At 64.9% G+C, this 25,394-nt stretch carries 20 protein-coding genes; 9 read left to right on the forward strand and 11 right to left on the reverse strand.

The features are described from left to right. Positions 1-73: 73 nt before the first annotated feature. The 4 genes from U5A67_RS27515 to U5A67_RS27530 all read right to left on the reverse strand — a co-directional run bounded on the left by U5A67_RS27515 (position 74) and on the right by U5A67_RS27530 (position 4,379). Positions 74-751, reverse strand: coding sequence for an SDR family oxidoreductase (locus U5A67_RS27515; RefSeq protein WP_205984701.1), 678 nt, complete (start codon positions 749-751; stop codon positions 74-76). 93 nt (positions 752-844) lie between these two features. After that, entirely contained in the window at positions 845-2,062 is a 1,218-nt protein-coding gene (locus tag U5A67_RS27520; RefSeq protein ID WP_321816775.1) for an acetyl-CoA C-acetyltransferase, read from the reverse strand. A 43-nt stretch (positions 2,063-2,105) separates the two neighbouring features. Next, positions 2,106-3,896: a bifunctional isocitrate dehydrogenase kinase/phosphatase gene (gene aceK / locus U5A67_RS27525; RefSeq protein ID WP_321816774.1), complete on the reverse strand. Its 1,791-nt coding sequence runs from the start codon at positions 3,894-3,896 to the stop codon at positions 2,106-2,108. 42 nt (positions 3,897-3,938) lie between these two features. Then, a complete protein-coding gene (locus U5A67_RS27530; protein WP_321816773.1) occupies positions 3,939-4,379 on the reverse strand; it encodes a MerR family DNA-binding transcriptional regulator in 441 nt (146 codons plus the stop codon). 238 nt (positions 4,380-4,617) lie between these two features. On the opposite strand from U5A67_RS27530, the gene U5A67_RS27535 reads away from it, so the two are divergent. Beyond that, the gene (locus U5A67_RS27535) at positions 4,618-5,688 is read left to right on the forward strand and encodes an MBL fold metallo-hydrolase (RefSeq protein WP_321816772.1); all 1,071 of its coding nucleotides are present in this window, start codon (positions 4,618-4,620) and stop codon (positions 5,686-5,688) included. Between the two features lie 74 nt (positions 5,689-5,762). On the opposite strand, the gene lolA is transcribed toward U5A67_RS27535, so the two are convergent. Together lolA and U5A67_RS27545 are read right to left on the reverse strand one after the other, a co-directional pair. Beyond that, positions 5,763-6,482 carry an outer membrane lipoprotein chaperone LolA gene (gene lolA, locus U5A67_RS27540; protein ID WP_321816771.1) on the reverse strand — a complete coding sequence of 240 codons (720 nt, stop codon included), beginning with the start codon at positions 6,480-6,482 and terminating at the stop codon, positions 5,763-5,765. 34 nt (positions 6,483-6,516) lie between these two features. Beyond that, on the reverse strand, positions 6,517-8,832 hold the full coding sequence (locus U5A67_RS27545; RefSeq protein ID WP_321816770.1) for a DNA translocase FtsK: 2,316 nt from the start codon (positions 8,830-8,832) through the stop codon (positions 6,517-6,519). 366 nt (positions 8,833-9,198) lie between these two features. Here U5A67_RS27545 and trxB point away from each other — a divergent pair, with 366 nt between their 5' ends. Together trxB and U5A67_RS27555 are read left to right on the forward strand one after the other, a co-directional pair. Beyond that, positions 9,199-10,194 carry a thioredoxin-disulfide reductase gene (trxB, locus tag U5A67_RS27550; RefSeq protein WP_205984694.1) on the forward strand — a complete coding sequence of 332 codons (996 nt, stop codon included), beginning with the start codon at positions 9,199-9,201 and terminating at the stop codon, positions 10,192-10,194. A 189-nt stretch (positions 10,195-10,383) separates the two neighbouring features. After that, positions 10,384-11,148: a Smr/MutS family protein gene (locus U5A67_RS27555; protein ID WP_205984693.1), complete on the forward strand. Its 765-nt coding sequence runs from the start codon at positions 10,384-10,386 to the stop codon at positions 11,146-11,148. Positions 11,149-11,274: 126 nt separating this feature from the next. Here U5A67_RS27555 and U5A67_RS27560 read toward each other — a convergent pair whose 3' ends face one another. The 4 genes from U5A67_RS27560 to U5A67_RS27575 form a co-directional block, all read right to left on the reverse strand. Beyond that, positions 11,275-12,393 carry a sn-glycerol-3-phosphate ABC transporter ATP-binding protein UgpC gene (locus U5A67_RS27560; RefSeq protein WP_321816769.1) on the reverse strand — a complete coding sequence of 373 codons (1,119 nt, stop codon included), beginning with the start codon at positions 12,391-12,393 and terminating at the stop codon, positions 11,275-11,277. A 31-nt stretch (positions 12,394-12,424) separates the two neighbouring features. Further along, positions 12,425-13,282, reverse strand: coding sequence for a carbohydrate ABC transporter permease (locus tag U5A67_RS27565; RefSeq protein ID WP_205984691.1), 858 nt, complete (start codon positions 13,280-13,282; stop codon positions 12,425-12,427). After that, positions 13,272-14,216 (reverse strand): carbohydrate ABC transporter permease, encoded by a 945-nt coding sequence (locus tag U5A67_RS27570; protein ID WP_205984690.1) that lies wholly within the window; start codon positions 14,214-14,216, stop codon positions 13,272-13,274. The genes U5A67_RS27565 and U5A67_RS27570 overlap by 11 nt, the downstream gene beginning before the upstream one ends. A 135-nt stretch (positions 14,217-14,351) precedes the next feature. After that, entirely contained in the window at positions 14,352-15,599 is a 1,248-nt protein-coding gene (locus tag U5A67_RS27575) for an ABC transporter substrate-binding protein (RefSeq protein ID WP_205984689.1), read from the reverse strand. Positions 15,600-16,208: 609 nt separating this feature from the next. Here U5A67_RS27575 and zwf point away from each other — a divergent pair. The 3 genes from zwf to U5A67_RS27590 all read left to right on the forward strand — a co-directional run bounded on the left by zwf (position 16,209) and on the right by U5A67_RS27590 (position 20,429). Then, a complete protein-coding gene (zwf, locus tag U5A67_RS27580) occupies positions 16,209-17,675 on the forward strand; it encodes a glucose-6-phosphate dehydrogenase (RefSeq protein WP_205984688.1) in 1,467 nt (488 codons plus the stop codon). Positions 17,676-17,830: 155 nt separating this feature from the next. Further along, the gene (pgl, locus tag U5A67_RS27585) at positions 17,831-18,532 is read left to right on the forward strand and encodes a 6-phosphogluconolactonase (protein ID WP_205984687.1); all 702 of its coding nucleotides are present in this window, start codon (positions 17,831-17,833) and stop codon (positions 18,530-18,532) included. Beyond that, complete coding sequence (locus tag U5A67_RS27590) at positions 18,513-20,429, forward strand: bifunctional transcriptional regulator/glucokinase (protein ID WP_321816768.1); 1,917 nt, start codon at positions 18,513-18,515, stop codon at positions 20,427-20,429. Before pgl ends, U5A67_RS27590 begins: the two co-directional genes overlap by 20 nt. A gap of 91 nt (positions 20,430-20,520) precedes the next feature. Here the strand turns inward: U5A67_RS27590 and U5A67_RS27595 are convergent, their stop codons facing one another. After that, complete coding sequence (locus tag U5A67_RS27595) at positions 20,521-21,759, reverse strand: Bcr/CflA family multidrug efflux MFS transporter (RefSeq protein ID WP_205984685.1); 1,239 nt, start codon at positions 21,757-21,759, stop codon at positions 20,521-20,523. A gap of 236 nt (positions 21,760-21,995) precedes the next feature. Between U5A67_RS27595 and U5A67_RS27600 the strand changes: the two genes are divergently transcribed. The 3 genes from U5A67_RS27600 (at position 21,996) to ribD (ending at position 25,367) form a co-directional block, all read left to right on the forward strand. Continuing rightward, positions 21,996-22,595, forward strand: a complete 600-nt coding sequence (locus U5A67_RS27600; protein WP_321816767.1) for a hypothetical protein — start codon at positions 21,996-21,998, stop codon at positions 22,593-22,595. A 220-nt stretch (positions 22,596-22,815) separates the two neighbouring features. After that, complete coding sequence (gene hemL, locus U5A67_RS27605) at positions 22,816-24,114, forward strand: glutamate-1-semialdehyde 2,1-aminomutase (protein ID WP_205984683.1); 1,299 nt, start codon at positions 22,816-22,818, stop codon at positions 24,112-24,114. A gap of 98 nt (positions 24,115-24,212) precedes the next feature. Continuing rightward, positions 24,213-25,367, forward strand: a complete 1,155-nt coding sequence (gene ribD / locus U5A67_RS27610) for a bifunctional diaminohydroxyphosphoribosylaminopyrimidine deaminase/5-amino-6-(5-phosphoribosylamino)uracil reductase RibD (RefSeq protein ID WP_321816766.1) — start codon at positions 24,213-24,215, stop codon at positions 25,365-25,367. The last annotated feature ends 27 nt before the right edge of the window (positions 25,368-25,394 follow it).

A 25,394-nucleotide genomic window follows, 5' to 3' on the forward strand; every position in this document is an offset into this window, starting at 1 on the left:
AAAAACCATTCCTTCTACAAAATAAAAAAGCCGCCCGCTCACGCGAGGCGGCCCTGATTATCCACTGCCCGGCTTACCAGTCGAGTTCGGTGCCGTCGTACTGGAAGAAGCGGCCGTTGAACACTTCGCGCGCGGCAGCGGCTTCCGCCACCACTTCGCGCATGCCCGCCACGCTCGCCTGCGGATCGATGGCCGCATGCGCGCCGCCCATCTCGGTGCGCACCCAGCCCGGATGCAGCGCGATGCAGGTGGCGCGGCGCGTCTGCAGCGACGTGATCTTGAGCACGTCGTTCACGGCGGCCTTGCTCGCGCGATAGAGCCAGCCGGTCGTGCCGGTGGTCTGCGTGATGCTGCCCATGCGGCTCGACAGCACGCCCAGCACGCCATGCGCCGCATCGACGAGCGGCAGCAGGATCGGGATCAGTTGCATCGGCCCGCGCACATTGGTGTTCATCACGTATTCGAAGTCTTCGGCCGTGATGGTTTCCACGCCTTCGGTACGCGGCCCGTAAACGCCCGAGACGATCAGCGCCACATCCAGCCGCTCGCCGTCGAGCTTCCAGCCGAGCGCCGCGATGTCCTCGGGCCGCGCGATATCGCACGGATAAGTCTGCGCGCCGAGCGCGCGCAAATCCGCGAGCGCCTGTTCCGAACGGGCCGTGGCCAGCACGCGCCAACCGGCTTTCACATACTGGCGCGCGAACTCGAGCCCGAGCCCGCGCGACGCACCCACGATCAACGCTGTCTTCATCTTGCACCTGTCTGGTGTGCCGCGGCCTTTGCCCAGCGCCGCATGCGGGTGTTGCGATGCGCCGCCTCCCTGCGGCGCACGTCAGGCATGAGCCTACATGAGTTCGACGCCCATTGCCGTCGCCTCGCCGCCGCCGATACACAGGCTCGCCACGCCGCGCCGGCCGCCGCGCGCGCGCAACGCGCCGATCAGCGTGACGAGAATGCGCGCGCCCGAAGCGCCGATCGGATGGCCGAGCGCGCACGCGCCGCCGTTCACGTTGACCTTCTCGTGCGGCAGATCGTGCGCTTTCATCGCCGCCATCGTGACCACGGCGAAGGCTTCGTTGATTTCGAAAAGATCGACGTCTTCGGCTTTCCAGCCGGTCTTGTCGAACAGCTTCGCAATCGCGCCCACCGGCGCGGTCGTGAACTTCGCGGGTTCCTGCGCGAAGGTCGTGTGGCCGGTCACGCGCGCGATCGGCTGCACGCCCAGGCGCTTCGCCGTCGATTCGCGCATCATCACGAGCGCCGCCGCGCCATCCGAAATCGACGATGCATTCGCCGCCGTCACCGTGCCCGTTTTGCTGAACGCGGGCTTGAGCGTGGGGATTTTGTCGATGTTGGCCTTGAACGGTTGCTCGTCGCGTTCGATGGTCGTCTCGCCCGCGCGCGAGGCCACTTTCACCGGCGCGATTTCCCAGCCGAACGAGCCGTCTTCGTTGGCGCGTTTTGCGCGCCTGAGCGATTCGATGGCGAAGGCGTCCTGGCGTTCGCGCGAGAAGTCGTATTCGCCCGCGCATTCCTCGGCGAACGTGCCCATCAGACGGCCCTTGTCGTAGGCGTCTTCCAGACCGTCGAGGAACAAATGATCGAGCACCTGGCCGTGGCCCATGCGCATGCCCGCACGCGCTTTCGGCAACAGATACGGCGCATTCGACATGCTCTCCATGCCGCCCGCGACGATCACATCGGCGGAACCGGCCAGCAGCATGTCGTGCGCGAACATCGCCGCGCGCATGCCCGAGCCGCACATCTTGTTCACCGTGGTCGCACCCGCGGCGAGCGGTAAGCCCGCGCCCAGAGCCGCCTGGCGCGCGGGCGCCTGTCCCTGGCCCGCGGGCAACACGCAGCCCATCACCACTTCTTCGATCTGTTCGGGCTTGAGGCCCGCGCGCTCGACAGCGGCCGCAATCGCCGCCGCGCCGAGTTGCGGCGCCGTCAATGCAGCGAGTTCGCCCTGAAAACCAGCCATCGGCGTACGTGCCGCCGCGACGATCACGATTGCGTCCTGCTGCGTCTGTGTCTGCGTCTGTGTGTTTGTCTCGCTCATGTCCATCCTCCTTGTATTCGGTTCGATGATCGGTTGCCGCCCGCTATGCGCTCAAAAACCGCTCCGGAAAGCGCATACAAAAACGCTCCGTTTCTTCATAAGGCAAACAGTCGGGCACATCGCCCGCGAGCAGCCGCGTCTTGCTGTCCTGCCAGATCGCGGGCTCGAAAAAATCCGCGTGATGCGCGAGGAAATAGCGCTTTACACGCGGATCGCCGAGCAAAAACGTGCCGTACGTTTCCGGAAAAATATCGCGCGGTCCGACGGCGTACCACGGCTCATCCGATAGTTCGTCGTCCTCATAACGTGGCGCGGGCACGGCGCGCACGTTGCAGTCGGTGAGATATTCGATTTCGTCGTAGTCGTAGAACACCACGCGGCCATGGCGCGTCACGCCGAAATTCTTGTAGAGCATGTCGCCCGGAAAAATATTCGCGCGCATCAGGTCTTTCACCGCGTTGCCGTATTCGCGGATGCCGTGCTCCACCTGCTCGTCGCTGCCGTTCTGCAGCCAGAGATTGAGCGGCACCATGCGCCGCTCGATGTAGAGATGGCGGATCACGAGCTTGTCGCCGTCGTACTCGATCATCGAAGGCGCGTGCGTTTCCAGCTCCTTCACGAGCGCTGCGTCCAGCCGCGCGATGGGCAGCGCGACGCTCGAATATTCGAGCGTATCGGCCAGACGCCCGAGGCGATCGTGCCGCTTCACCAGTTGATACTTCGCCACCACCTGCTCGCGCGTGGTTTCCTTCGGCGCGGGAAAACGGTCCTTGATGACCTTGAACACATAGGGAAACGACGGCAGCGTGAACACGATCATCACCATGCCGCGAATGCCGGGCGCCGCCTCGAACAGATCGCTCGAATGCGAAAGGTGATGCAGCAGATCGCGATAGAACAGATTCTTGCCCTGCTTTTGCAGCCCGAGCGAGGTATAGATTTCGCCCTTCGCCTTGCGCGGCATGATGCTGCGCAGAAACGCCACATACGCCGACGGCACTTCCATATCGACGAAAAAATACGAGTGCGCGAAGCTGAACATGATCAGCACCGGGTCCGAGCGCAGCAGCACGGTATCGAGCGCGAGCTTGCCCTTCCCGGCACCTTCGGCGACATGCCGGATCGGCACGACAAAGGGCACGACGATATCGCCGTTGATGATGCGCCCGACGATATACGCCGACTGGTTGCGAAAGAACAGCGAAGCCAGCGTGTGAATCTGCAGATTGGCCTTGGGCTCGACCACGCCGAAGGTGTCGCGCATGCTCTGCATCACGCAGGCGACATCGCGTTCGAGATCTTCGAACGGCGTCTCCAGCTGGAAGTTCGTGACGATGCGCGCAAGCGTGACAGCCATCCCGTCTTTGGCCGGGTAATCCGCGCGATAGGTCGGCCGCGCGGCCGGTTCGTCGTTCTCGATATATTCGGTCGAGATCGCGGGCCGCACGAAAATGAACGCGTTCTTGAAGTACGAACGATGCAGGATCTTGCAGCACACCGAATTGAAAAACGTCTCGGCGCATTCGGGTTGACGGTGCGTGGTCAGCAGGCCGATGTAGTGCAGCTTGATCTGCTCCCAGACGTCGTCGTCGATGCTTTCGGCGTCGTATTCGTCTTCGAGCGCATGCACGCATTCGCGCACGCGCTGGTCATACGAGGCGATACGCTCGCGCGCGAGTTGCTGCTGGCCGCGCCAGTCCGCCGCTTCGAAACACGCCTGCGCCTGCACGGCGACCGCACCGAAGCTGCGGTAATGCAGGTTGAAACCGTCGAGGATGGTCTGCGCCACGTCGAAGCCGATCTGCGAAGAGAGCAGTTTCGGGAAATGTCTCATGGCGCGATCCTGGCTTCGTGTGTCGATGGCGTGCGGGGTCGCTTACTTCGTGTCGGCGGTGCTGGCCGGCACGGCTTCGGCGGCCTTGCGCGGATCGCCCGGCGCGTTCTTTTCCAGCAGCACGCGCGCCTGCGCTTCGTACTGCGCGAGATCTTCGAGCGTGGCGTCGAGGTCGTCGCGCTGGCGCTCCAGGATTTCGCGGTGGCGCACGACGGTGTCGAGGAAGGCCTGAAGCTGCGGCAAGGTATCCGTGGGCGATTCGTAGAGATCGAGCAGCGCGCGAATCTCGTTGAGCGTGAAGCCCAGGCGCTTGCCGCGCAGCGTGAGCCGCAGGCGCGTGCGGTCGCGGCCCGAGAACACGCGCTTGAGGCCGCCGGCGCCTTCGCGGCTCGGCGCGAGCAGGCCCTGGTCTTCGTAGAAACGGATCGCACGCGGCGTCACGTCGAATTCGCGGGCGAGTTCGGTAATCGTGTACTGGTTCATGTCGGGAGGCGCAGCTCGCGCGGGCCAGAGATTCTGGCCGGGCAGCCTGGCTTTATTTCGTTGGAATCGACGTTTACGTTATCGTCAAGCGCAAGCTTGTGCAACCGTCGATGAAAAGCGCCCGCGCGCCGGCCTTTGTTCCGCCAGCCGGAACAGTCCGCCGGTCCGCCAGCAGAAATGGCTCAATGCGGCGACAATGACAGCCGAACCCACATAACGACACGAGACACCCTCCACGATGAACGCCCTCGAACACCAGCTCGACTACCCTTTCGCCGATACCCTGCCCGATTCGGGCATCGCCTTCGATGTCGCGCCCGGCGTGAAATGGCTGCGCATGCCGCTGCCGTTCGTGCTCGATCACATCAATCTGTGGCTGCTGCGCGATGAGATCGACGGTCAGCCGGGCTGGACCGTGGTGGACTGCGGCATCACCGACGACACCATCAAGGCGCATTGGGAAAAGGTGTTCGACAGCCAGCTCGAAGGCTTGCCGGTGCTGCGCGTGCTGGTCACGCACAGCCATCCCGACCACATCGGGCTGGCGCACTGGATCTGCGCGGGCGGCGACAAAAAGCGCTGGGACGTGCGCCTGTGGACGACGCTCGGCGAATACATGAGCGCGGCGGTGCTGGCATCGGGCAACGGCTCGAACGCGGGCGGCGAAGGCGCGGCGCGCCACTTCGCGCGCCACGGCGTCACCGACGAAGCCTCGCTCGATCAACTGCGCACGCGCCGCAACTACTACTCGAATCTCGTGCCGGCGCTGCCGTCGCAATATCGCCGTCTGCGCGAAGCCGATGTCGTGAAGATCGGCGGGCGCGACTGGCGCGTGGTGACGGGCTTCGGCCATTCGCCCGAGCATTGCGCGCTGCTGTGCGAGGAAACCGGCGTGCTGATTTCCGGCGATATGGTGCTGCCGCGCATCTCGACCAATGTGTCCGTGTTCGACATGGAGCCGGAAGGCAATCCGCTCGGCCTCTACCTCGAATCGCTGGGCCGTTACGAAACGATGGCCGCCGACACGCTCGTGCTGCCCTCGCACGGCAAGCCGTTCCGCGGCGTGCGCACGCGTATCGCGCAATTGCGCGAGCACCACGTGGCGCGGCTGGCCGAAGTGCTGGAAGCCTGCACGAACGCGCCGCAAAGCGCCGCCGATATCGTGCCGCTGATGTTCAAGCGCAAGCTCGACATGCACCAGCTCACCTTTGCGATGGGGGAAGCGCTCGCGCATCTGCATCTGCTGTGGTTCGAAGGCCAGCTCACGCGCCGTATCGGCGAAGACGGCGTGATCCGTTTTTCCGCTTGATTCACGGCGGCTAAAAACAAAGGGGCGACTCGTTTCGAGCCGCCCCTCTGCATGTCATCCGCAGGTTACGCGTATCAGTTCGCGCCGCCCGTGATCAGATCGGCGCCCTTGGGACGCACGAACTTGAACGTCGAAGCCGGCAGCGACGGGTTCTTTTCGATGTTCGAGAAAGTCAGCAGCGTCACGTTGCCGAATACGTCGTGCAGTTCCATCGCTTCGAGATTGCCGTCACGAAAACCAATGCCGACGCTCTTGAACTGCGTGTCCTTCGACTTCGGAATCAGTTGCAGCCAGTCGATGCCGTTCTTCACGCCCGCATCCGACAGCGTGAAGTTCTTGTCCAGATCGTTGCTGCCGAACAGGATCGCCGCCGGGCTCGCGCCCAGCGCGCCGCCCAGCTTGCGCTCGGTGACCTGGTTCAGGTCCTTGTCGTAGACGTAGAGATTGTCGCCGTCCGACTGCAGCAGTTGCTGGTACGGCTTCTCGTACGACCAGACGAACTTGCCCGGACGCGAGAACACGAAGGTGCCGCTCGACACCTTGGCGTTGAGCGTGGCCGTGGCGATGGCGTCGCTGGTGTTTTTGGCGTTCGACGGCGTCTTGAGTTCGCGCTGCACGAACGCGCCGCGCGCGGCGTGCACCTGGCTGACGAACTGCTTGAGTTGATCGGTGCCGCTGGCGTAGGCGTGGCCCGCCATCACGAGCGTCGTGCCCAGCGCGACGGTCACGGCACGCGCCGCGCGGCCCAGCGTCGAAACATTCAAACGAGCCGTATGTCCTGCGAAAAACTGCATCTATCGTTCTCCAATAGCGAAATAGGGGGCGTCTTCAGTCGGCGTCGCGCGTGGGCGCGAGGATTTCACGGTTGCCGCTCGACGACATCGCCGAAACCAGCCCCGACTGCTCCATCTGTTCGAGCAGCCGCGCAGCACGGTTATACCCGATGCGCAGATGCCGCTGCACAAGCGAGATCGACGCGCGCTTGTTCTTGATAACCACCTCGACGGCCTGATCGTAGAGCGGATCGGACTCGTCGCCCGTACCGGAAGCACTTGCCGTGCCCTCGTCGCCCTCGCCCGACACGCCGCCTTCGAGGATGCCTTCGATATAGTTCGGCTCGCCCTGCTCCTTGAGCTTGTCGACCACGCGATGCACTTCATCGTCGCCGACGAACGCGCCGTGCACGCGCACCGGCAGGCCGCTGCCCGGCGGCAGATAGAGCATGTCGCCCATGCCGAGCAGCGATTCCGCGCCCATCTGGTCGAGAATCGTGCGCGAGTCGATCTTCGACGACACCTGGAAGGCCATCCGCGTCGGCACGTTGGCCTTGATCAGACCGGTGATGACGTCCACGGAAGGCCGCTGCGTCGCCAGAATCAGGTGAATGCCGGACGCGCGCGCCTTCTGCGCGATACGCGCGATCAACTCTTCGACCTTCTTGCCGACCACCATCATCAGATCGGCCAGTTCGTCGATCACGACGACGATATTCGGCAGCTTCTGGAGCGGTTCCGGGTCGTCCGGCGTGAGGCTGAACGGGTTCGGAATCTTCTCCTCGCGCTTGTTCGCTTCCTCGATCTTGTTGTTGTAGCCCGCGAGATTGCGCACGCCCATCTTGCTCATGAGCTTGTAGCGGCGCTCCATCTCGGCGACGGTCCAGTTCAGCGCGTTGCCGGCCTGGCGCATGTCGGTCACGACCGGGCAAAGCAGATGCGGAATGCCTTCGTAGACGCTCATTTCGAGCATCTTCGGATCGATCAGGATCATGCGCACCTGGTCGGCGCTGGCTTTGTAGAGCAGCGAGAGAATCATCGCGTTGATACCCACCGACTTGCCCGAGCCGGTCGTGCCGGCCACCAGCAGGTGAGGCATCTTGGCGAGATCGGCGCACACCGGCTTGCCGCCGATGTCCTTGCCCAGCCCCATGGTGAGCGCCGAAGACGCATCGGCATACACCGCCGAGCCGAGGATTTCCGACAGGCGCACGGTCTGGCGGCGCTGGTTCGGCAGTTCGAGCGCCATGCAGTTCTTGCCCGGAATCGTCTCCACCACGCGGATCGACACCAGCGACAGCGAGCGCGCCAGATCCTTGGCCAGATTGACGATCTGGCTGCCCTTCACGCCGGTCGCGGGTTCGATTTCGTAGCGCGTCACGACCGGGCCGGGATAAGCCGCCATCACCGCGACATCGACGCCGAAGTCCTTGAGCTTCTTCTCGATCAGGCGCGAGGTGAATTCGAGCGTGTCGTCCGAAATGGTTTCCTGGGCGGCCGGCGCGGGGTCGAGCAGCGAGATCGGCGGCAGCGTGGAATCGCCCGGCAGGTCGGTGAAAAGCGGCACCTGGCGCTCTTTCTCGACGCGCTCTGAGCGCTGCGGCGTGACCACCGGCGGCACGATCGTGACCGGCTCGTGCTCCTCGATCTTCACGCGGCCGCGCTCGACCTTGCCTTCGCGCTTGACCGCCGCGGCTTCGCCGAGCTTGCGGTCGCTGCGCGCTTCGCGGCGCAGACGCGCCATCGTCACGGCATTGATGATCGATTCGCCGACTTTCTCGGAAACGGAAAGCCAGGAGAAACGGAAGTACAGCGACAGGCCGATGCCCAGCGCCAGCAGCAGTGCGAGCGTGCCGCCCGTAAAGCCGAGCGCATGCGAGACGCCGCGCGCGACGGCCTCGCCCACCACGCCGCCGGGCGCGCGCGGCAACTGCACCTTGAGCGACCACATCCGCAGCGCTTCGATGCCATCGCAGGCGAGCAGCACCAGCACGAAGGCGAAGGCTTCGGCGACCCAGCTATGGTCGCGCGGCTTGTCTTCATCGTCGTCGGGCAGCGCTTCGTGGCGCGTGATGCGCCGGTAGTTCTTCGAGATGTGGCGCGCGAGAATCACCACCCACCAATAGGCGGACAGGCCGAACAGCAGCAGCAGGATGTCCGAAGTCCAGGCGCCGACGCGCCCGGCCCAGTTCGAGATATGGTCGACCTGGGCGGCATGGGTCCAGCTCGGATCGCGCCGGCTGTAGCTGATGAGCGCCATCAGCAGGAACACGCCTAGCGCGACCTGCAGGATCCAGCGGATTTCGGTGAAAAGACGCGACATGCGGTGAGGCAATGCCTGCGCCTGCGCGGAAAAGGGAGCTTTGGCCATTGAATCCCGGTGATTCTTGATGCTTGCGCGGCGCGGGCGCGCTGCCGGAACGCCCCGGCAGACGGGCGCGGCGGCCGTCCGATGCGGCCTATTGTAAACGCGTTGTTTCGGCCCCGGCGGCCCCACGCTGTAAATGACGGTAACTGACAACGGCGTGGGCGCGGGCTTTACGACGCAGGCGCGGCCCCGCCAGGCTATCGCCGCGATGAGAAACCCTCATGACGCATCGAACTCCCCCGGCCTTTATAATTGCGGGCTGATACCCAACTACCTTGCCTGAGCCCCGCCGCACTGCGGGCGGCCCACGCGAACCCCGGCAGCCGCGCAGGCTTACCCGCCGCGCAGCGCCTTCTACGGAATTCGACCATGTCCGCAACCAAACACGCCAAAGTCCTGATTCTCGGTTCCGGCCCCGCCGGCTACACGGCAGCCGTTTATGCGGCACGCGCGAACCTCTCGCCGCTGCTCGTCACCGGTCTCGCCCAGGGCGGCCAGCTGATGACCACGACCGACGTGGAAAACTGGCCCGCCGACCCGAACGGCGTCCAGGGCCCGGAACTGATGCAGCGTTTTCTCGAACACGCTGAGCGCTTCAACACGGAAATCGTGTTCGATCACATCCACACGGCCAAGCTGGACGAAAAGCCGATCCGCCTGATCGGCGATTCGGGCGAGTACACCTGCGATTCGCTGATCATCGCCACCGGCGCATCGGCGCAATACCTCGGCCTGCCCAGCGAAGAGCTGTTCATGGGCCGCGGCGTGTCGGCCTGCGCGACCTGCGACGGCTTCTTCTACCGTAACCAGCACGTCGCCGTGATCGGCGGCGGCAATACGGCAGTCGAAGAAGCGCTGTACCTCTCGGGCATCGCGAAGAAGGTCACGGTGATCCATCGCCGCGACAAGTTCCGCGCCGAACCGATCCTGATCGACCGTCTGCTGGAGAAGGAAAAGGAAGGCGTGGTCGAGATCAAGTGGGATCACGTGCTCGACGAAGTCAAGGGTAACGAAGGCGGCGTGAACGGCCTGCGCATCAAGAGCACGAAGACGGGCGAAACGACCGATCTCGATCTGCAAGGCGTGTTCGTCGCGATCGGCCACAAGCCGAACACCGACATCTTCGAAGGCCAGCTGGAGATGAAGAACGGCTACATCATCACGAATGGCGGCCTGAACGGCAACGCCACCGGCACGAGCGTGGCGGGCGTGTTCGCGGCAGGCGACGTGCAGGATCACGTCTATCGCCAGGCGATCACCAGCGCCGGCACGGGCTGCATGGCCGCACTCGACGCGCAGCGTTACCTCGAAACGGTGAACGAACTGGGCCAGGCGCACGTGATGAGCGCCGAAGCGGATCGTTAAGCCGTTCAGCCAGTCGCCTGGCCACTCGCCAGTCAACCGGTAAAATAGCGCGCTGCGGCTAGATCTAGCCCGGCGGCGCTTCGCAAGAGGGCCGCGGCCAGCCAGCCGGCGGCCCTTTTTCATTTGCCGCGAGCGTGCATGGACACGCTCGACGGTCCGATTCAACCAGCGCCTCGCGTTTCATTCGTCATGCCCAAGAACGTCCCCCATCCGGGCGAACCCAAGCGCCCCGCTTCTGCCCGTCCGGTCGCGGCGCCCGTCGCGCCCGCGCCCGTGCTCGAACCCGGCAAGCCGGCCAGCGGCTTTTCGGGCCTCGGCAGCCTGCGCGACGCGCTCAAGACCCAGACGCGCCAGCGCGAGCGCGAACGCGTCGTCGCCCAGGCCGCGCGCGTCGAAGCCGCCGCCGACAGCGATCTGTTCCGCCGCGAGATCGGCTCGGTCGCGCCGCTCAACGCGCCGCCGCGCGCCCAGCCGCGCCGCCAGGCGCCCGTGCCGCTGCCGTTGCAGACGCAACTCGACGAGCAAGCGGTCCTGCACGAAGCGATTTCCGACGAATTCGATCCCGAAGCGCTGCTCGAAACCGACGATTCGCTGTACTACCACCGCCCCGGCATCAGCGAGGAAGTGGTCAAGAAGCTGCGCCGCGGCACGTGGATCGTGCAGGCGCAACTCGACCTGCACGGCATGCGCCGGGAAGAAGCGCGCGAGGCACTGCAGAATTTCATCCGCGAAGCCGGCAAGCGCGGGCTGCGCTGCGTGCGCGTGATTCACGGCAAGGGGCTGGGCTCCGCGGGCAAGGAACCGGTGCTCAAGGGCAAGGTGCGCGCGTGGCTCGTGCAGAAGGAAGAAGTGATCGCGTTCTGCCAGGCGCGTCCGCATGACGGCGGCGCCGGCGCGGTGCTCGTGCTGCTGCAGCCGCACACGCATGGGCACGGCCAGCACGGTCATCCCTGATCTTCGACGTTCGACGTTCGACCTGACGTCAGCCCGACAAAAAACCCGTGCCTGCTTGCGCAGCGAACGGGTTTTTCTATTACAGCAACCGCTGGATCAAGCCGGATCGATCGCGATCAAGCGCGATCAGGCAATCCGCTCTTCCGTCTTCGGATCGAACAGCACGGCCTTCGACACGTCGAACAGCAGTTCCATGTTGTTCAGCGGCTGCGGATTCGCGCCCGGGTGCACGCGGCTCACCACGCGCTTGCCGTTGACCTGCGCGAACACCAGCGTGTCCGGGCCGGTCGGCTCGATCACATCGACCTTGACCGTGTGACGTTGCAGTTCGTGGCCGTGACCGTCGTGCGAGCTGCGCGCGTCGGTGATGCGTTCCGGGCGCAGGCCCAGCACCACTTCCTGGCCGATATGGCCGCGCACCTTGTTCGCCTCGAACGGCAGGTTCAGCACGTTGCGCGCCACGCCCGTGTCGAGTTCGAGACCGACGCCCGAGCCCTGCTCCACCAGCCGGCCGTTGATGAAGTTCATCGGCGGCGCGCCGATAAAGCCCGCCACGAACAGGTTCGACGGCGAATCGTAGATCTCCTGCGGTGCGCCGAACTGCTGCACGATGCCGTCCTTCATGACCGCGATGCGGTCGCCGAGCGTCATCGCCTCGATCTGGTCGTGCGTCACGTAGACGATGGTCTTGCCCACACGCTGATGCAGCAGCTTGATTTCCGAACGCATCTCGATACGCAGCTTGGCGTCGAGGTTCGAGAGCGGTTCGTCGAACAGGAACATGATCGGGTCGCGTGCAAGCGCGCGGCCCATCGCCACACGCTGGCGCTGGCCGCCCGACAGCTGGCCCGGCTTGCGATCGAGCAGATGCTGGATCTGCAGCATGCTGGACACGCGATCGACGATCTGCGCCTGTTCCTGCTTCGGCACCTTGCGGATGTTCAGGCCGAACGAGATGTTCTCGCGCACCGTCATCGACGGATAGAGCGCGTACGACTGGAACACCATGGCGATGTCACGATCTTTCGGCGAGAGGTTGTTCACCACCTTGCCGTCCATCATGATTTCGCCCTTGGTCACGGTTTCGAGACCCGCGATCATGTTGAGCAGCGTCGACTTACCGCAGCCCGAGCCGCCGACCAGAATCAGGAACTGGCCGTCTTCGATGTCGATGTTCACGCCCTTGAGGACGGGCACCCCGTTCGGGTAGGTCTTGTAGACGTCGCGAATGGAAAGGCTTGCCATGCTATGAATCCTTTTAATCGAATAGAGCTTCTTAGCCCTTCACCGCGCCCGCCGTGAGGCCGCGCACGAAGTAGCGGCCGGCGATCACGTAGACGAGCAGCGTGGGCAGCGCGGCGATGATCGCGCCGGCCATGTCGACGTTGTATTCCTTCACGCCCGTGGACGTGTTCACGAGATTGTTCAGCGCCACCGTGATCGGCATCGAATCGACACCCGAGAACACGATACCGAACAGGAAGTCATTCCAGATCTGCGTGAATTGCCAGATCAGGCACACCATGAAAATCGGCAGCGAGATCGGCATCATGATGCGCGTGAAGATCATGAAGAAGCCGGCGCCGTCGATGCGCGCGGCCTTCACGAGTTCAGCCGGCACGCTCACGTAGAAGTTGCGGAAGAACATCGTGGTGAACGCAATCCCGTAGACGACGTGCACGACCACCAGACCGCCGATCGTGTTCGACAGGCCGAGCATGCCTTCGAGACGCGCCATCGGCAGCAGGATCGCCTGGAACGGGATGAAGCAGCCCACCAGCAGCATCGTGAACAGGGCGTCCGCGCCACGGAAGCGCCAGTGCGTGAGCACATAACCGTTGAACGCGCCGATGATCGACGAGATCAGCACGGCCGGAATCACCATCTTCACGGAGTTCATGAAGAACGGCTGCATGCCGTCGCAACGCACGCCGGTACAGGCTTCGCTCCACGCCTTCACCCACGGCGCGAAACTCGGGTGCGCGGGCAGCGTGAGCATGTTGCCCGTGTGCAGTTCGTCGAGCGTCTTGAACGACGTCGACAGCATCACGTAGAGCGGGAACAGGAAGTACAACGCGAACAGGATCAGCACCGCGTAGATAAACACGCGGCTCACCGTCATCTTAGGCTGCATTGCGCGTGCTCCTCGATTCCAGGTACATCAGCGGCACGAGCACGGCCACGACGGTGGCGAGCATCATCATCGACGACGCTGCGCCGACGCCAAGCTGCCCGCGGTTGAACGAAAACGTGTACATGAAGATGGCCGGCAGCGACGACGACGTGCCCGGGCCGCCCGCGGTGAGCGCCACCACCAGGTCGAACGTCTTGATCGTGATGTGGCAGAGAATCAGCAGCACCGAGAAGAACACCGGACGCATGCTCGGAATCACGATCTTGCGATAGATCGTGGGCAGCGTCGCGCCGTCCACCTGGGCGGCCTTGAAAATTTCGCTATCCACGCCGCGCAGGCCCGCGAGGAACAGCGCCATGCAAAAGCCCGTGGACTGCCATGCGGCCGCGACCACGATACAGAAAATGGCTTTGTCCGGGTCGTTGAGCCAGCCGAGCTGGAAGCTCGTCCAGCCCCAGTCGTGCAGCACCTGCTGGATGCCCAGATCGGGATTGAAGATCCATTGCCAGGCCGTGCCCGTCACGATGTACGAGAGCGCCATCGGATAGAGGAACACCGCGCGCAGCGCGCCTTCCTGACGAATCTGCTGGTCGAGCAGGATCGCGAGAAAAAGCCCGAGAAACACGCAGATGGCGATAAACGGAATGCCGAACCAGCCGAGGTTCTGCGCCGACGTCCACCACACGTCGTTCGAGAACAGCTCGCTGTAACGGTCGAAGCCTGCGAAATCGTAACGCGGCATCAATCGCGAATTGGACAGCGATATATAGCCGGTGATGGCGATGAACCCGTAGACGAACACAAGGCTGATCAGAATGCTGGGCGAAAGCACCAGCTTCGGAATCCAGCGGTCTGCAAGCGCCGCCATCGGCGACGCGCGGCGCGATTCAGCAGGCGATGCCGCCTTGCCGTTGCCGCTAAGAGAAGCAGTCACTGCGCAACTCCTGTTACGGTGCGAAAAATCGAAGGGGATTCTGCGCACGATGATGGGGTTCGGGTTGAACCGTCATGCCCGGGGTGCGCCGCCTGAGCGGCCCACCCCGTCTTGCTTCACACGCTCACTGCGTTCTTACTTCGTCTTCGCAGCCTTCGCGAGCGCTTCGACCGCGCTCTTCGAATCCTGCGTCGAGTTCATGAACTTCGTGACGACGTCGGTGATCGCACCGGCCGTGGCATCGGCTTGCGCCATGCCGTGAGCCAGCGACGGCACGTAGCCGCCGGCCTTGATGGCCGTCTGCTCATCCGCGTACGACTGCTTGCCGCAATCGTCGAACTTGCTCATATCGACGCCCAGACGCACCGGGATCGAGCCCTTGTACAGGCTGAACTGTTCCTGGAAAGCCGGGCTCATGATGGTCTTGGCGAGCGCGAGCTGACCCGGCGTCGCCGTCTTCTGGCCCTTCTGCTGGAAGAACACGAACGAGTCGACGTTGAAGGTGTAGCCCTTCGAGGTGCCCGGCACCGGTGCGCAGATGTAGTCCGCGCCCGGCTTCTTGTTCGCGTTGGCGAACTCGCCCTTGGCCCAGTCGCCCATGAACTGCATGCCGGCCTTGCCGTTGATGACCATGGCCGTGGCGAGGTTCCAGTCGCGACCCGTGCGGCCGTTATCCATGTACGACTCGATCTTGCGGACCGTGTCGAACACGCCGACCATCTGCGCGGACGTGAGCGTCTTCTGGTCCAGATCGACGATGGCCTTCTTGTAGAAGTCCGCGCCTTGCGAGAGCACCACGTCTTCCCACAGCGTCAGGTCCTGCCACGGCTGGCCGCCAGCGGCGACCGGCTGGATGCCAGCGGCCTTGAGCTTGTCAGCCAGTGCGAAGAATTCCGGCCACGTTGCAGGCGGCTTGGCGCCAACCTTGTCGAGTGCAGCCTTGTTGATCCACAGCCAGTTCACGCGGTGCACCGAGAACGGCGCGGCAACATAGTGACCGTCTGCGTGGATGATCTTGTCGATCTGCGGCGGCAGATTGGCCTTCCAGTCGCCGGCGACCGAGTCGATCGGCACCAGCACGCCCTGCTCCGCCCATTCCTGGATCAGCGGACCCTTGATCTGGGCTGCGCTCGGCGCATTGCCCGAGATCACCTGGGTCTTCAGTGCGGTCATTGCAGCCGCACCCGCGCCACCGGCAACGGCGAAGTCCTTCCAGGTGTAGCCCTGCTTCTGCATGTCGTCCTTGAGCACGCCGACGGCCTTCGATTCGCCGCCCGACGTCCACCAGTGCAGCACTTCGATCGACTCGGCAGCTTGCGCCGTGGCAACGCCGCCCATCAGACCTGCTGCGCACAGGGCGCCCATGATCGCTCGGAATTTCATTGCTTATCTCCTCCAGACACCTGAACAAAAAAGACGGTTGGCCCCTGATACCCAGGGTGCGGTGTAGTTCAAACAGGCAAAACACTGGACGGACTGGCGCCGGAGTACCACGCGCGCGTGTTGTCTTTGGATGCGCGCGGGCCGCGGGCCGGTGTCCGGCCGCTGGACGCTCAAGAGATGAGTGGTTCGGGATGCAACTGACTGTCTCCTCTTTTGATTTTCTCCGGTCGCGCCCGCCAGGTTGATGCGCGACCAGTCGAGGTGCCGCCCGCATTTTTCATGCGCGTGCAGCCCAACGTTTCCCTGCCGCTTGCCCGCGTGGTTCGCCGGGCTCGCCGATGGACGGTTTCATTGTCCATTAACATGGGAGACGTTCCGTCCCACTCTCGAAATTCGCCTGAAGACCGCCGCAAACCCTCACCGGGCCGCGCTTCCCCACGCTTTTTTCATCGAATGAACGTTACCTCTTGATTTGGATTGTAGTTAAACTACAATTCAGTGTCAAAAAAAATTTTATCGGACTACGGCCGCTCGACGGACCCTCGCCCGCGCCTGGCTGGCGCGGCTTCCGCGGACCGCTTCCGGCCCATCTGGACTGTGACGGAGACTATGCAATTCCCTACCGATTCAGGCTTCACGTTCGTGCTGTTCGGCGCCACCGGCGACCTGGCGATGCGCAAGATCCTTCCGGCACTGTTCGAAGCGCACCGCTCGGGCATGCTCGCCGAGTCCGGCAAGATCGTGGGCGTCGCGCGTCATGAAGACGACCGCAATCACTATCTCCAGTGGGTCGAGGAACACGTCAAGCCGCACGTCTCGAAGAACGGTCTGGACGAAGCCGCGTGGGCGAGCTTTCTGGAACGCATCGTCTATGTGAAGCTCGATCTGTCGCGCGCCGAAGACTTCGGCACGCTGCGCGACGGCATCGCCGGGCTGCCCGGCATCCGCGTGTTCTATCTGGCCACCGGCCCGTCGCTGTTCGTGCCGATCTGCCGCGCGCTCGCCGCGGTCGGCCTGAACGAGAACTCGCGCATCGTGCTGGAAAAGCCGCTGGGCTACGACCTGAAGTCGTCGAATGCGATCAACGATGCGGTCGGCGAAATCTTCGCGGAAGAACAGATCTACCGCATCGACCACTACCTCGGTAAAGAGCCGGTGCAGAATCTGCTGGCGCTGCGCTTCGGCAATGCACTGTTCGAGCCGCTGTGGCGCCGCGAATGGGTCGAAAGCATCCAGATCACCATCGCCGAAGAACTGGGCGTGGAAGCGCGCGGCGACTTCTACGACAACACCGGCGCGCTGCGCGACATGGTGCAGAACCACTTGCTGCAGCTGCTTTCCATCGTCGCGATGGAGCCGCCGCACTCGATGGATTCGGATTCGGTGCGCGACGAAAAGCTGCGCGTGCTGCGCGCGCTCAAGCCCATCGATCCCAACGAAATCAGCAAGGTCGCGGTGCGCGGCCAGTATCACGCGGGCGTGATCCGCGGCACGCCGGTGCCCGCCTACGCCACCGAAAAAGGCGTCAAGCCCGACAGCCGCACGGACACCTTCGTCGCGCTGAAGGTGGAAATCGAAAACTGGCGCTGGGCCGGTGTGCCCTTCTTCCTGCGCACGGGCAAGCGTCTGGCCGACCGCGTCGCGGAAATCGTCGTGAACTTCCGTCCGGTGCCGCATTCGGCGCTTGGGCCCACGGCGCTGCGTCCGGGCTCCAACCGCCTCGTGATCCGCCTGCAGCCGAACGAAACGATTCGCCTCTATTGCCTCGCCAAACAGCCCGGCGAAGGCATGAACCTCGCGAGCGTGCATCTGGATCTCGCCTTCGATCGCTTCTTCCGCGAAGGGCAGATGGAGGCGTACCAGCGTCTGCTGCTCGACGTCATCAACGGTCGCCTGGCGCTGTTCGTGCGCCGCGACGAACAGGAAGCCGCGTGGAAATGGGTCGAGCCCATTCTCAACGAATGGAACGCGTCCACGAGACCGCCCAAGCCGTACGCGGCGGGCACGTGGGGACCGGCGGCGGCGAGCGCGATGCTCGCGCAGCACGGCACCTGCTGGCTCGAAGAAGAGAATTGACGCCTTGATGCAGACGCAGCGGTAAGTGCGCAAGGCGCGGCAGGTTTTCGTAGGCGTTAGCCGCGCCAGGATGGATCGATGCAGGACATCGGCGCACACCGTAACGGACAGATGAACGACCCCGAAGACCTACAAAAAAGCAGCCTGGAGGAGAAGTGATCGAGCTTCACGTATTCGACGACCCGCGCGTCCAATCCGACGCGCTGGCGCGAGCCGTGGGCGACGCGTTACATGCGTCGCTCACCGCTCTTGCAGCCGCGCCCGGCACCGGTGCGCGCCGTGCGACGCTCGCCGTCTCCGGCGGCACGAGCCCGCGTCCGTTTCTCGAGAATCTGTCGACGCATCGCTTCGACTGGGCGCATACCGACGTCACGCTGGTCGACGACCGCTGGGTGCCGCAAAGCGATGCCGCCAGCAACGCGCGTCTCGTGCGCGACACGCTGCTGCAGCACGAAGCTGCGCATGCGCACTTCCTGCCGCTCGTCGACGTGAATCAGGATCTCGACGCGCACGTCGCCGCGCTCAACGCCGATCCGCGGCGCTTTGTGCCGAACGTGGCCGTGCTGGGCATGGGCGAGGACGGCCACACGGCCTCGATTTTCGCCGATGCCCCCGAGTGGCACGAAGCCATCACCACCGCGCGCCCGTTCGTGGCCGTGCATCCGCAGGCCGCGCCGCACGCGCGCGTGTCGTGGTCGATGCAGGCGCTGCGCCAGGTCGATCGCCTGTTCCTGCTGATCGCGGGACAACGCAAGCTCGACGTGCTGCAACAGGCTGCTGCAACAGAACAAAACAACGCCATCTCGAAGCTGGCGAACGACAAGGGAGTGAGACTCGATGTCTACTGGTGCGCCTAACAAATCCGCCCCTGGCGCGGGCCAGCACGCCGACGGAGCACGGCTGCTCGCCGATATCGGCGGCACCAACGCGCGCTTTGCGCTGGAAACCGCACCCGGCGATATCGGCCAGGTGCGCGTCTATCCGTGCGCGCAGTATCCGGGCGTCGCCGAGGTGATCCAGCAGTATCTGAAAGATACGAAGATCGGCCGCGTGAACCATGCGGCGATCGCCATCGCGAACCCGGTCGACGGCGACCAGGTGCGCATGACCAATCATGACTGGACCTTCTCGATCGAAGCGACGCGCCGCGCGCTCGGCTTCGATACGCTGCTGGTCGTGAACGACTTCACCGCGCTCGCCATGGCGCTGCCGGGTCTCACCGACGCGCAGCGCGTTCAGGTGGGCGGCGGCCAGCGCCGCCAGAACAGCGTGATCGGCCTGCTCGGGCCGGGCACGGGTCTGGGCGTGTCGGGTCTGATTCCCGCCGACGACCGCTGGATCGCGCTCGGTAGCGAAGGCGGCCACGCGAGCTTCTCGCCGCAGGACGAACGCGAAGACATCGTGCTGCAGTACGCGCGCACGAAATGGCCGCATGTGTCGTTCGAGCGCGTGTGCGCGGGGCCTGGCGTCGAGCTGATCTATCGCGCGCTGTCTGCGCGCGACAAGAAGAAAGTGCCCGCCGATCTCAACCCCGCCGAAGTCGCCAAGCGCGCGCATGACGGCGAAGCGCTCGCGCTGGAAACGGTCGAATGCTTCTGCGGCATTCTCGGCAGCTTCGCGGGCAATATCGCCGTGACGCTCGGGGCGCTCGGCGGTATCTATATTGGCGGCGGCGTGGTGGGACGTCTGGGCGAGCTGTTCATGCGCTCGTCGTTCCGTCAGCGTTTCGAAGCCAAGGGCCGCTTCGACGTCTATCTGTCGAACGTGCCCACGTACGTGATCACCGCGGAATACCCCGCGTTTCTGGGCGTTTCCGCGATTCTCGCGGAACAGTTGTCGAACCGCGCGGGCGGTGGATCGTCGGCGGTGTTCGAGCGCATCCGCCAGATGCGCGACGCGCTCACGCCCGCCGAGCGACGCGTGGCCGATCTCGCGCTGAATCATCCGCGCTCGATCATCAACGATCCGATCGTCGATATCGCGCGCAAGGCCGATGTGAGCCAGCCGACCGTGATCCGCTTCTGCCGCTCGCTGGGCTGCCAGGGTCTGTCGGACTTCAAGCTCAAGCTCGCGACCGGCCTGACCGGCACGATTCCGGTCAGCCACAGCCAGGTGCATCTGGGCGATACGGCCACCGACTTCGGCGCGAAGGTGCTGGACAACACCGTGTCCGCCATTTTGCAGCTGCGCGAGCATCTGAACTTCGAGCAGGTCGAGCAGGCCATCACGCTGCTCAACGGCGCGCGACGCATCGAGTTCTATGGGCTCGGCAACTCGCACATCGTCGCGCAGGACGCGCACTACAAGTTCTTCCGCTTCGGCATCCCGACGATCGCTTATGGCGATCTGTACATGCAGGCGGCGTCGGCTGCGCTGCTCGGCAAGGGCGACGTGATTGTGGCCGTGTCGAAGTCGGGCCGCGCGCCGGAACTGCTGCGCGTGCTCGATGTGGCGATGCAGTCGGGCGCGAAGGTGATCGCCATCACGTCGAGCAACACGCCGCTCGCCAAGCGCGCAACCGTGGCGCTGGAAACCGATCACATCGAAATGCGCGAGTCGCAGCTTTCGATGATCTCGCGCATCCTGCATCTGCTGATGATCGACATTCTCGCCGTGGGCGTCGCGATCCGTCGCGCCTCGCCGGATAACGACGTGAGCAATGCGGTCGCGCAGGCGCGCGAACAGGCCGACGACGATGCATCGGCCGTGCTCGACTGGCTGAGCCACGGGGCGTCGTCTTCGCCGCGCGAATAATCGTTCGCGCTGCACCTGTGAAAACGGGACGTCGCATGACGTCCCGTTTTGTTTTCCAGCCGCTTTCCGGCCGATCTCGACGCGTTTTCGGTCAGGCCTGCGTGGAACTAGCCACCGGCGCACCTGGCGCCGGATGCGCGTGCCACTTCACGACCAGCACGCGGCCCACCCACGTGAGCGCGCCGCAACTGCCGATCGTGATGCCCATGCCCAGCGGCGACACGCCCGGAAACCAGCCGACCACCGCGCTCGCAAACGCGCCCAGCCCGAGTTGCGCCGCACCGAACACGGCCGCCGCCGCGCCCGCATTCTTCGGATAGCGATACATCAGATCGGTCGCGCAGTTCGCGCCCAGCAAACCGACGACGCTCACCACGAAGAACAGCCCGAACACGATCGACCACAGCCCGCCCCACCCCGTCACGCACATCAGCGCGACAAAGAACGACGCGACGATGCTGACCGTCGACGCCATCGAGATCATCTTCAGCGTGCCGAGCCGGCCGATAAAGCGCGTGTTCAGGAAGTTGCCGAGCATGATGCCGAACACGTTCATGCCGAAGAACAGCCCGTAATGCTGCGGCGAAACGTGGAAGTACTCGATATACACGAAGGGCGTGGCCGAGATATAGGTGAACATCGACGCGAACGCCATGCCGCCGCAGAGCATGTGCCCCCAGACCAGCGGATCGCGCAGCAGCCGGCCATAGGCCGCGAACGAACGCAGCACGGCGGCGCTTTCGCGTTTTTCGCGCGGCCAGGTTTCGGGCACGCGCCACCACGCGGCGGCGCCGCACGCGAGACCGAACAGCGTCAGCGCGACGAACACGATGCGCCAGCCGCCCAGCAGCAGCAACTGTCCGCCGATCAACGGCGCGAGCAGCGGCCCGATCGACGTGACGATGGCCACCATCGAGAGCACCTTGGCCGCATCCGACGGTTCGTGCGCATCGCGCGCAATGGCCCGCGCGAGCACCGAAGCCGCGCCCGCGCCGAGCGCCTGCAAAAAGCGCACGAAAGTCAGCTCGCCCACCGAATACGACAGCCAGCACGCGATGCTCGCGAGCGTGAACAGCGCGATGCCGCCGAGCAGCACGGGACGGCGGCCATAGGCATCGGAAACGGGACCGTACAGCAGCATGCCGATCGAGAAACCGGCCATGAAGCTCGTGAGCGTGGCCGCGGCCGCCGACGCCGACACGCCGAACGACTGGGCGATGGCGGGCAGACTCGGCAAGTACATGTCGGTGGCGAGCGGGCCGCAGGCGGCGAGCGCGCCGAGCAGCAGGATCAGCCGGCCATCGGGCCGGCGTCGCGGGGAATGGGACATGGGAGTCGGCTGGGAGCGGAACGCGCGTGAGGCGCGCTCTGGATGGTTCGATGTCATTGGCCGGATCGCGCGGTGCGGGCCGTCAAGCCCGGCGCAGCGCGGCGCCAACGTAGCGCGAACATTGTACCCGAGGGTTTCAACCCGCTTACGTGGGCCGGACCGCGCAGGCCCGCCATGCGCTAAGCTGCGCGCTTTGCCTCGCGGCACGCCGCATCGAAATACATCATCGGAAACCCATGAGCGCCTATCTGCTGATCTGGAGCCCCAAAAAGTGGCCCTGGCCCGAACTGCCCGACTTCGCGCGCCGCGTGCAGGCAGGCGAAACCGTCACCGATACCTGGGGCTGCGGCTTCGCGCGCGGCATCCTGCCGGGCGACCGCGTGTTCGTGCATCGCGTCGCCGCCGAGCCGCGCGGTCTGTTCGGCTCCGGCTACGTCACGCGCGGGCCGTATGAAGTGCCCGATGCGGCGTATAAGCGCGGCTATCGGCTCTGTATCGACTTCGTCTATGACTGGCTGGTCGATGCGTCGGCTGAAGTGGTGATCGCGCGTGACGCGATGCGCGTGCATCCGTGGTCGGTACAGACCTGGGACGCGCAAAGCTCGGGCACCGTCATCAAGCCGATCGCACTGGGCGCGCTGGAAAAGCGCTGGGCCGAGTTGACCGGCAAGCGGCCGATGCCCGCGCTGGCGGTCGCGGCGATGCATGCGGCGGAAAACGCGCGCATGGCGCAGGAACAGGCCGAAGCGCAAGCCCAGACACAAGCCCACGCCAAAGCGCCGCCAGCGAAACCCCGCAAACGCGCCGCCCCCGCCCGAACGCGCGGCGCAACCTGAGCCGGCAACGCGCGGCGCGCCGTCCAGTCCGGCCCCCGGCCCGTTCGGCGTGAGTCCGGTACAATTTCAGACGCAACGCCCCTCGCCCGCGGCCCGCGCCGGCCCGCTCTCTCGCAGGCCCGAGCGCAACCGCACGACGCCGGGCGTCGGCACGCCGCCGACCCGTTCGCCCCGCGCGCCGCAACCGACATCCGACACCACTCTCGCAGGTCCAGCACTCATGTCTTCCACGTCCAGCACCCAGACCACGAACCAAGCCCTCTTCGATCGCGCCCAGCGCACCATTCCGGGCGGCGTGAACTCGCCCGTGCGCGCGTTCCGTTCGGTGGGCGGCACGCCGCGCTTCATCGAGCGCGCGCAAGGGCCGTACATGTGGGACGCGGAAGGCAAACGCTATATCGACTACATCGGCTCGTGGGGCCCGATGATCCTCGGCCACGTGCACCCGGAAGTGCTCGAAGCCGTGCAGCGCGTGCTGGCCAACGGCTTCTCGTTCGGCGCGCCGACCGAAGCCGAAATCGAGATCGCCGAGGAAATCTGCAAGATCGTCCCGTCGATGGAACAGGTGCGCATGGTGTCGAGCGGCACCGAAGCGACCATGAGCGCGCTGCGTCTGGCGCGCGGCTACACCAAGCGCGACCGCATCGTGAAGTTCGAAGGCTGCTACCACGGTCACGCCGACAGCCTGCTGGTGAAGGCCGGTTCCGGTCTGCTCACGTTCGGCAACCCGACTTCGGCGGGCGTGCCCGTCGATATCGCGAAGCACACCACGGTGCTCGAATACAACAATGTCGCGGCGCTGGAAGAAGCGTTCAAGGCGTTCGGCGACGAGATCGCCGCCGTGATCATCGAGCCGGTCGCCGGCAACATGAACCTCGTGAAGGCCACGCCCGAATTCATCAACACGCTGCGCGCGCTGACCTCGAAGCACGGCAGCGTGCTGATTTTCGACGAAGTGATGTGCGGTTTCCGCGTCGGTCTGCGCGGCGCGCAGGCGCTCTACAACGTCGAAGCCGACCTCGTCTGTCTGGGCAAGGTGATCGGCGGCGGCATGCCGGCTGCGGCCTTCGGCGGTCGTCGCGAAATCATGGATCATCTCGCGCCCAACGGCACGGTCTACCAGGCGGGCACGCTCTCGGGCAACCCGATCGCCGTCGCCGCCGGTCTGAAGACGCTGCAACTGATCCAGGCGCCGGGCTTCTACGAGAACCTGACGGCAAAGACCACGCGCCTCGCGCAAGGTCTGTCGCAGGCCGCGCGCGAAGCCGGCGTGCCGTTCGTCGCCGATTCCGTGGGCGCGATGTTCGGCCTCTACTTCGCCGAGAAGGTGCCGGGCAGCTTCGCCGAAGTCACGAAGAGCGACGTCGCGCGCTTTAACCGCTTCTTCCATCAGATGCTGGACGCGGGCGTGTACTTCGCGCCGTCGGCATACGAAGCGGGCTTCGTGTCGAGCACCCACGACGACGCGATCCTCGACGAAACGATCGCCGCCGCACGCCGCGCGTTCGCCGAGAAGTAAGCTGAACAGCAAGCTCGAAGCGCCGTAACAAATCAGCCGCAGGCGAGGCGCGTGCCTCGCCGGTTCCCCCCGACCGCCGCCGCGGAGAAAGTTCGACGATGTTCTCGCAATCCGATTTCGTCCATATGGAGCGCGCGCTCGCCCTCGCGGTGCGCGGCCTTTACACGACCGATCCCAACCCGCGCGTCGGCTGCGTGCTGGTGAAGGACGGCGTGGTGATCGGCGAAGGTTTCACCCAGCCCGCCGGTTTCGATCACGCCGAAATCCAGGCGATGAAAGATGCCCGTGCGCGCGGCCACGACCTGCGCGGCGCGACCGCCTACGTGACGCTCGAACCGTGCAGCCACTTCGGCCGCACGCCGCCCTGCGCGAACGCGCTGATCGAGGCGAAAGTCGCACGCGTGATTGCGGCGATGGAAGATCCGAACCCGATGGTGTCCGGGCGCGGCCTGTCGATCCTGCGCGATGCGGGCATCGACGTGCGCTGCGGGCTGCTCGCCAACGAAGCGCGCGAGCTGAACATCGGCTTCGTTTCGCGCATGACGCGCAAGCGTCCGTGGGTGCGCATGAAAGTGGCCGCCACGCTCGACGGCCGCACCGGCCTGCCCTCGGGCGAAAGCCAGTGGATCACCGGCGAAGCCGCACGCGCCGACGGTCATGCCTGGCGCGCCCGCGCTTCGGCCATTCTCACGGGCATCGGCACGGTGAAGGAAGACGATCCGCGCATGACCGTGCGCGCGATCGACACGCCGCGCCAGCCCCGCCGCATTCTGATCGACAGCCGTCTCGACGCCTCGCCGCTCGCGCAGATCTTCGTGGGCGCGCCTACGCTGGTGTTCTGCTCGAAGCTCGACGCCAGCACCGAAGAACGCGCCGAAGCGCTGCGCGCACGCGGCGCGGAAATCGTCGCGCTCGGCAACGAGCACGGCAAGGTCGATCTGCCCGCGATGCTCGGCGAACTCGCCGCACGCGGCGTGAACGAACTGCACGTGGAAGCGGGCTACAAGCTCAACGGCTCGCTGCTGCGCGAAGGCTGCGTGGACGAGTTGCTGGTGTATCTCGCGCCTTCGCTGCTCGGCACGCAGTCGCTCGGCATGGTCGATCTGGCCGCGCCGGGCTCGCTCGACGCGCGCACGCGCCTGAACTTCCACACGATCGATCGCGTCGGCGACGATCTGCGCATTCTCGCGCGCCTCGTGCCGAACCCCGGCGCCGACGATGCCGCGCAGGACGCCGGCGAGGACGCACAATGAATCTCTTGAACGTACTGAACGAACCGT

Source organism: Paraburkholderia sp. J69-1 (genome assembly GCF_905220255.1).
Lineage (GTDB): Bacteria > Pseudomonadota > Gammaproteobacteria > Burkholderiales > Burkholderiaceae > Paraburkholderia.

Excerpts from the sequence above, each read along its gene's own strand:
- U5A67_RS27515 (WP_205984701.1), bottom strand. The coding sequence starts at position 751 with ATGAAGACAGCGTTGATCGTGGGTGCGTCGCGCGGGCTCGGGCTCGAG.
- U5A67_RS27520 (WP_321816775.1), bottom strand. The coding sequence starts at position 2,062 with ATGAGCGAGACAAACACACAGACGCAGACACAGACGCAGCAGGACGCA.
- aceK (WP_321816774.1), bottom strand. The coding sequence starts at position 3,896 with ATGAGACATTTCCCGAAACTGCTCTCTTCGCAGATCGGCTTCGACGTG.
- U5A67_RS27530 (WP_321816773.1), bottom strand. The coding sequence starts at position 4,379 with ATGAACCAGTACACGATTACCGAACTCGCCCGCGAATTCGACGTGACG.
- U5A67_RS27535 (WP_321816772.1), top strand. The coding sequence starts at position 4,618 with ATGAACGCCCTCGAACACCAGCTCGACTACCCTTTCGCCGATACCCTG.
- lolA (WP_321816771.1), bottom strand. The coding sequence starts at position 6,482 with ATGCAGTTTTTCGCAGGACATACGGCTCGTTTGAATGTTTCGACGCTG.
- U5A67_RS27545 (WP_321816770.1), bottom strand. The coding sequence starts at position 8,832 with ATGGCCAAAGCTCCCTTTTCCGCGCAGGCGCAGGCATTGCCTCACCGC.
- trxB (WP_205984694.1), top strand. The coding sequence starts at position 9,199 with ATGTCCGCAACCAAACACGCCAAAGTCCTGATTCTCGGTTCCGGCCCC.
- U5A67_RS27555 (WP_205984693.1), top strand. The coding sequence starts at position 10,384 with ATGCCCAAGAACGTCCCCCATCCGGGCGAACCCAAGCGCCCCGCTTCT.
- U5A67_RS27560 (WP_321816769.1), bottom strand. The coding sequence starts at position 12,393 with ATGGCAAGCCTTTCCATTCGCGACGTCTACAAGACCTACCCGAACGGG.
- U5A67_RS27565 (WP_205984691.1), bottom strand. The coding sequence starts at position 13,282 with ATGCAGCCTAAGATGACGGTGAGCCGCGTGTTTATCTACGCGGTGCTG.
- U5A67_RS27575 (WP_205984689.1), bottom strand. The coding sequence starts at position 15,599 with ATGAAATTCCGAGCGATCATGGGCGCCCTGTGCGCAGCAGGTCTGATG.
- zwf (WP_205984688.1), top strand. The coding sequence starts at position 16,209 with ATGCAATTCCCTACCGATTCAGGCTTCACGTTCGTGCTGTTCGGCGCC.
- U5A67_RS27590 (WP_321816768.1), top strand. The coding sequence starts at position 18,513 with ATGTCTACTGGTGCGCCTAACAAATCCGCCCCTGGCGCGGGCCAGCAC.
- U5A67_RS27595 (WP_205984685.1), bottom strand. The coding sequence starts at position 21,759 with ATGTCCCATTCCCCGCGACGCCGGCCCGATGGCCGGCTGATCCTGCTG.
- U5A67_RS27600 (WP_321816767.1), top strand. The coding sequence starts at position 21,996 with ATGAGCGCCTATCTGCTGATCTGGAGCCCCAAAAAGTGGCCCTGGCCC.
- hemL (WP_205984683.1), top strand. The coding sequence starts at position 22,816 with ATGTCTTCCACGTCCAGCACCCAGACCACGAACCAAGCCCTCTTCGAT.
- ribD (WP_321816766.1), top strand. The coding sequence starts at position 24,213 with ATGTTCTCGCAATCCGATTTCGTCCATATGGAGCGCGCGCTCGCCCTC.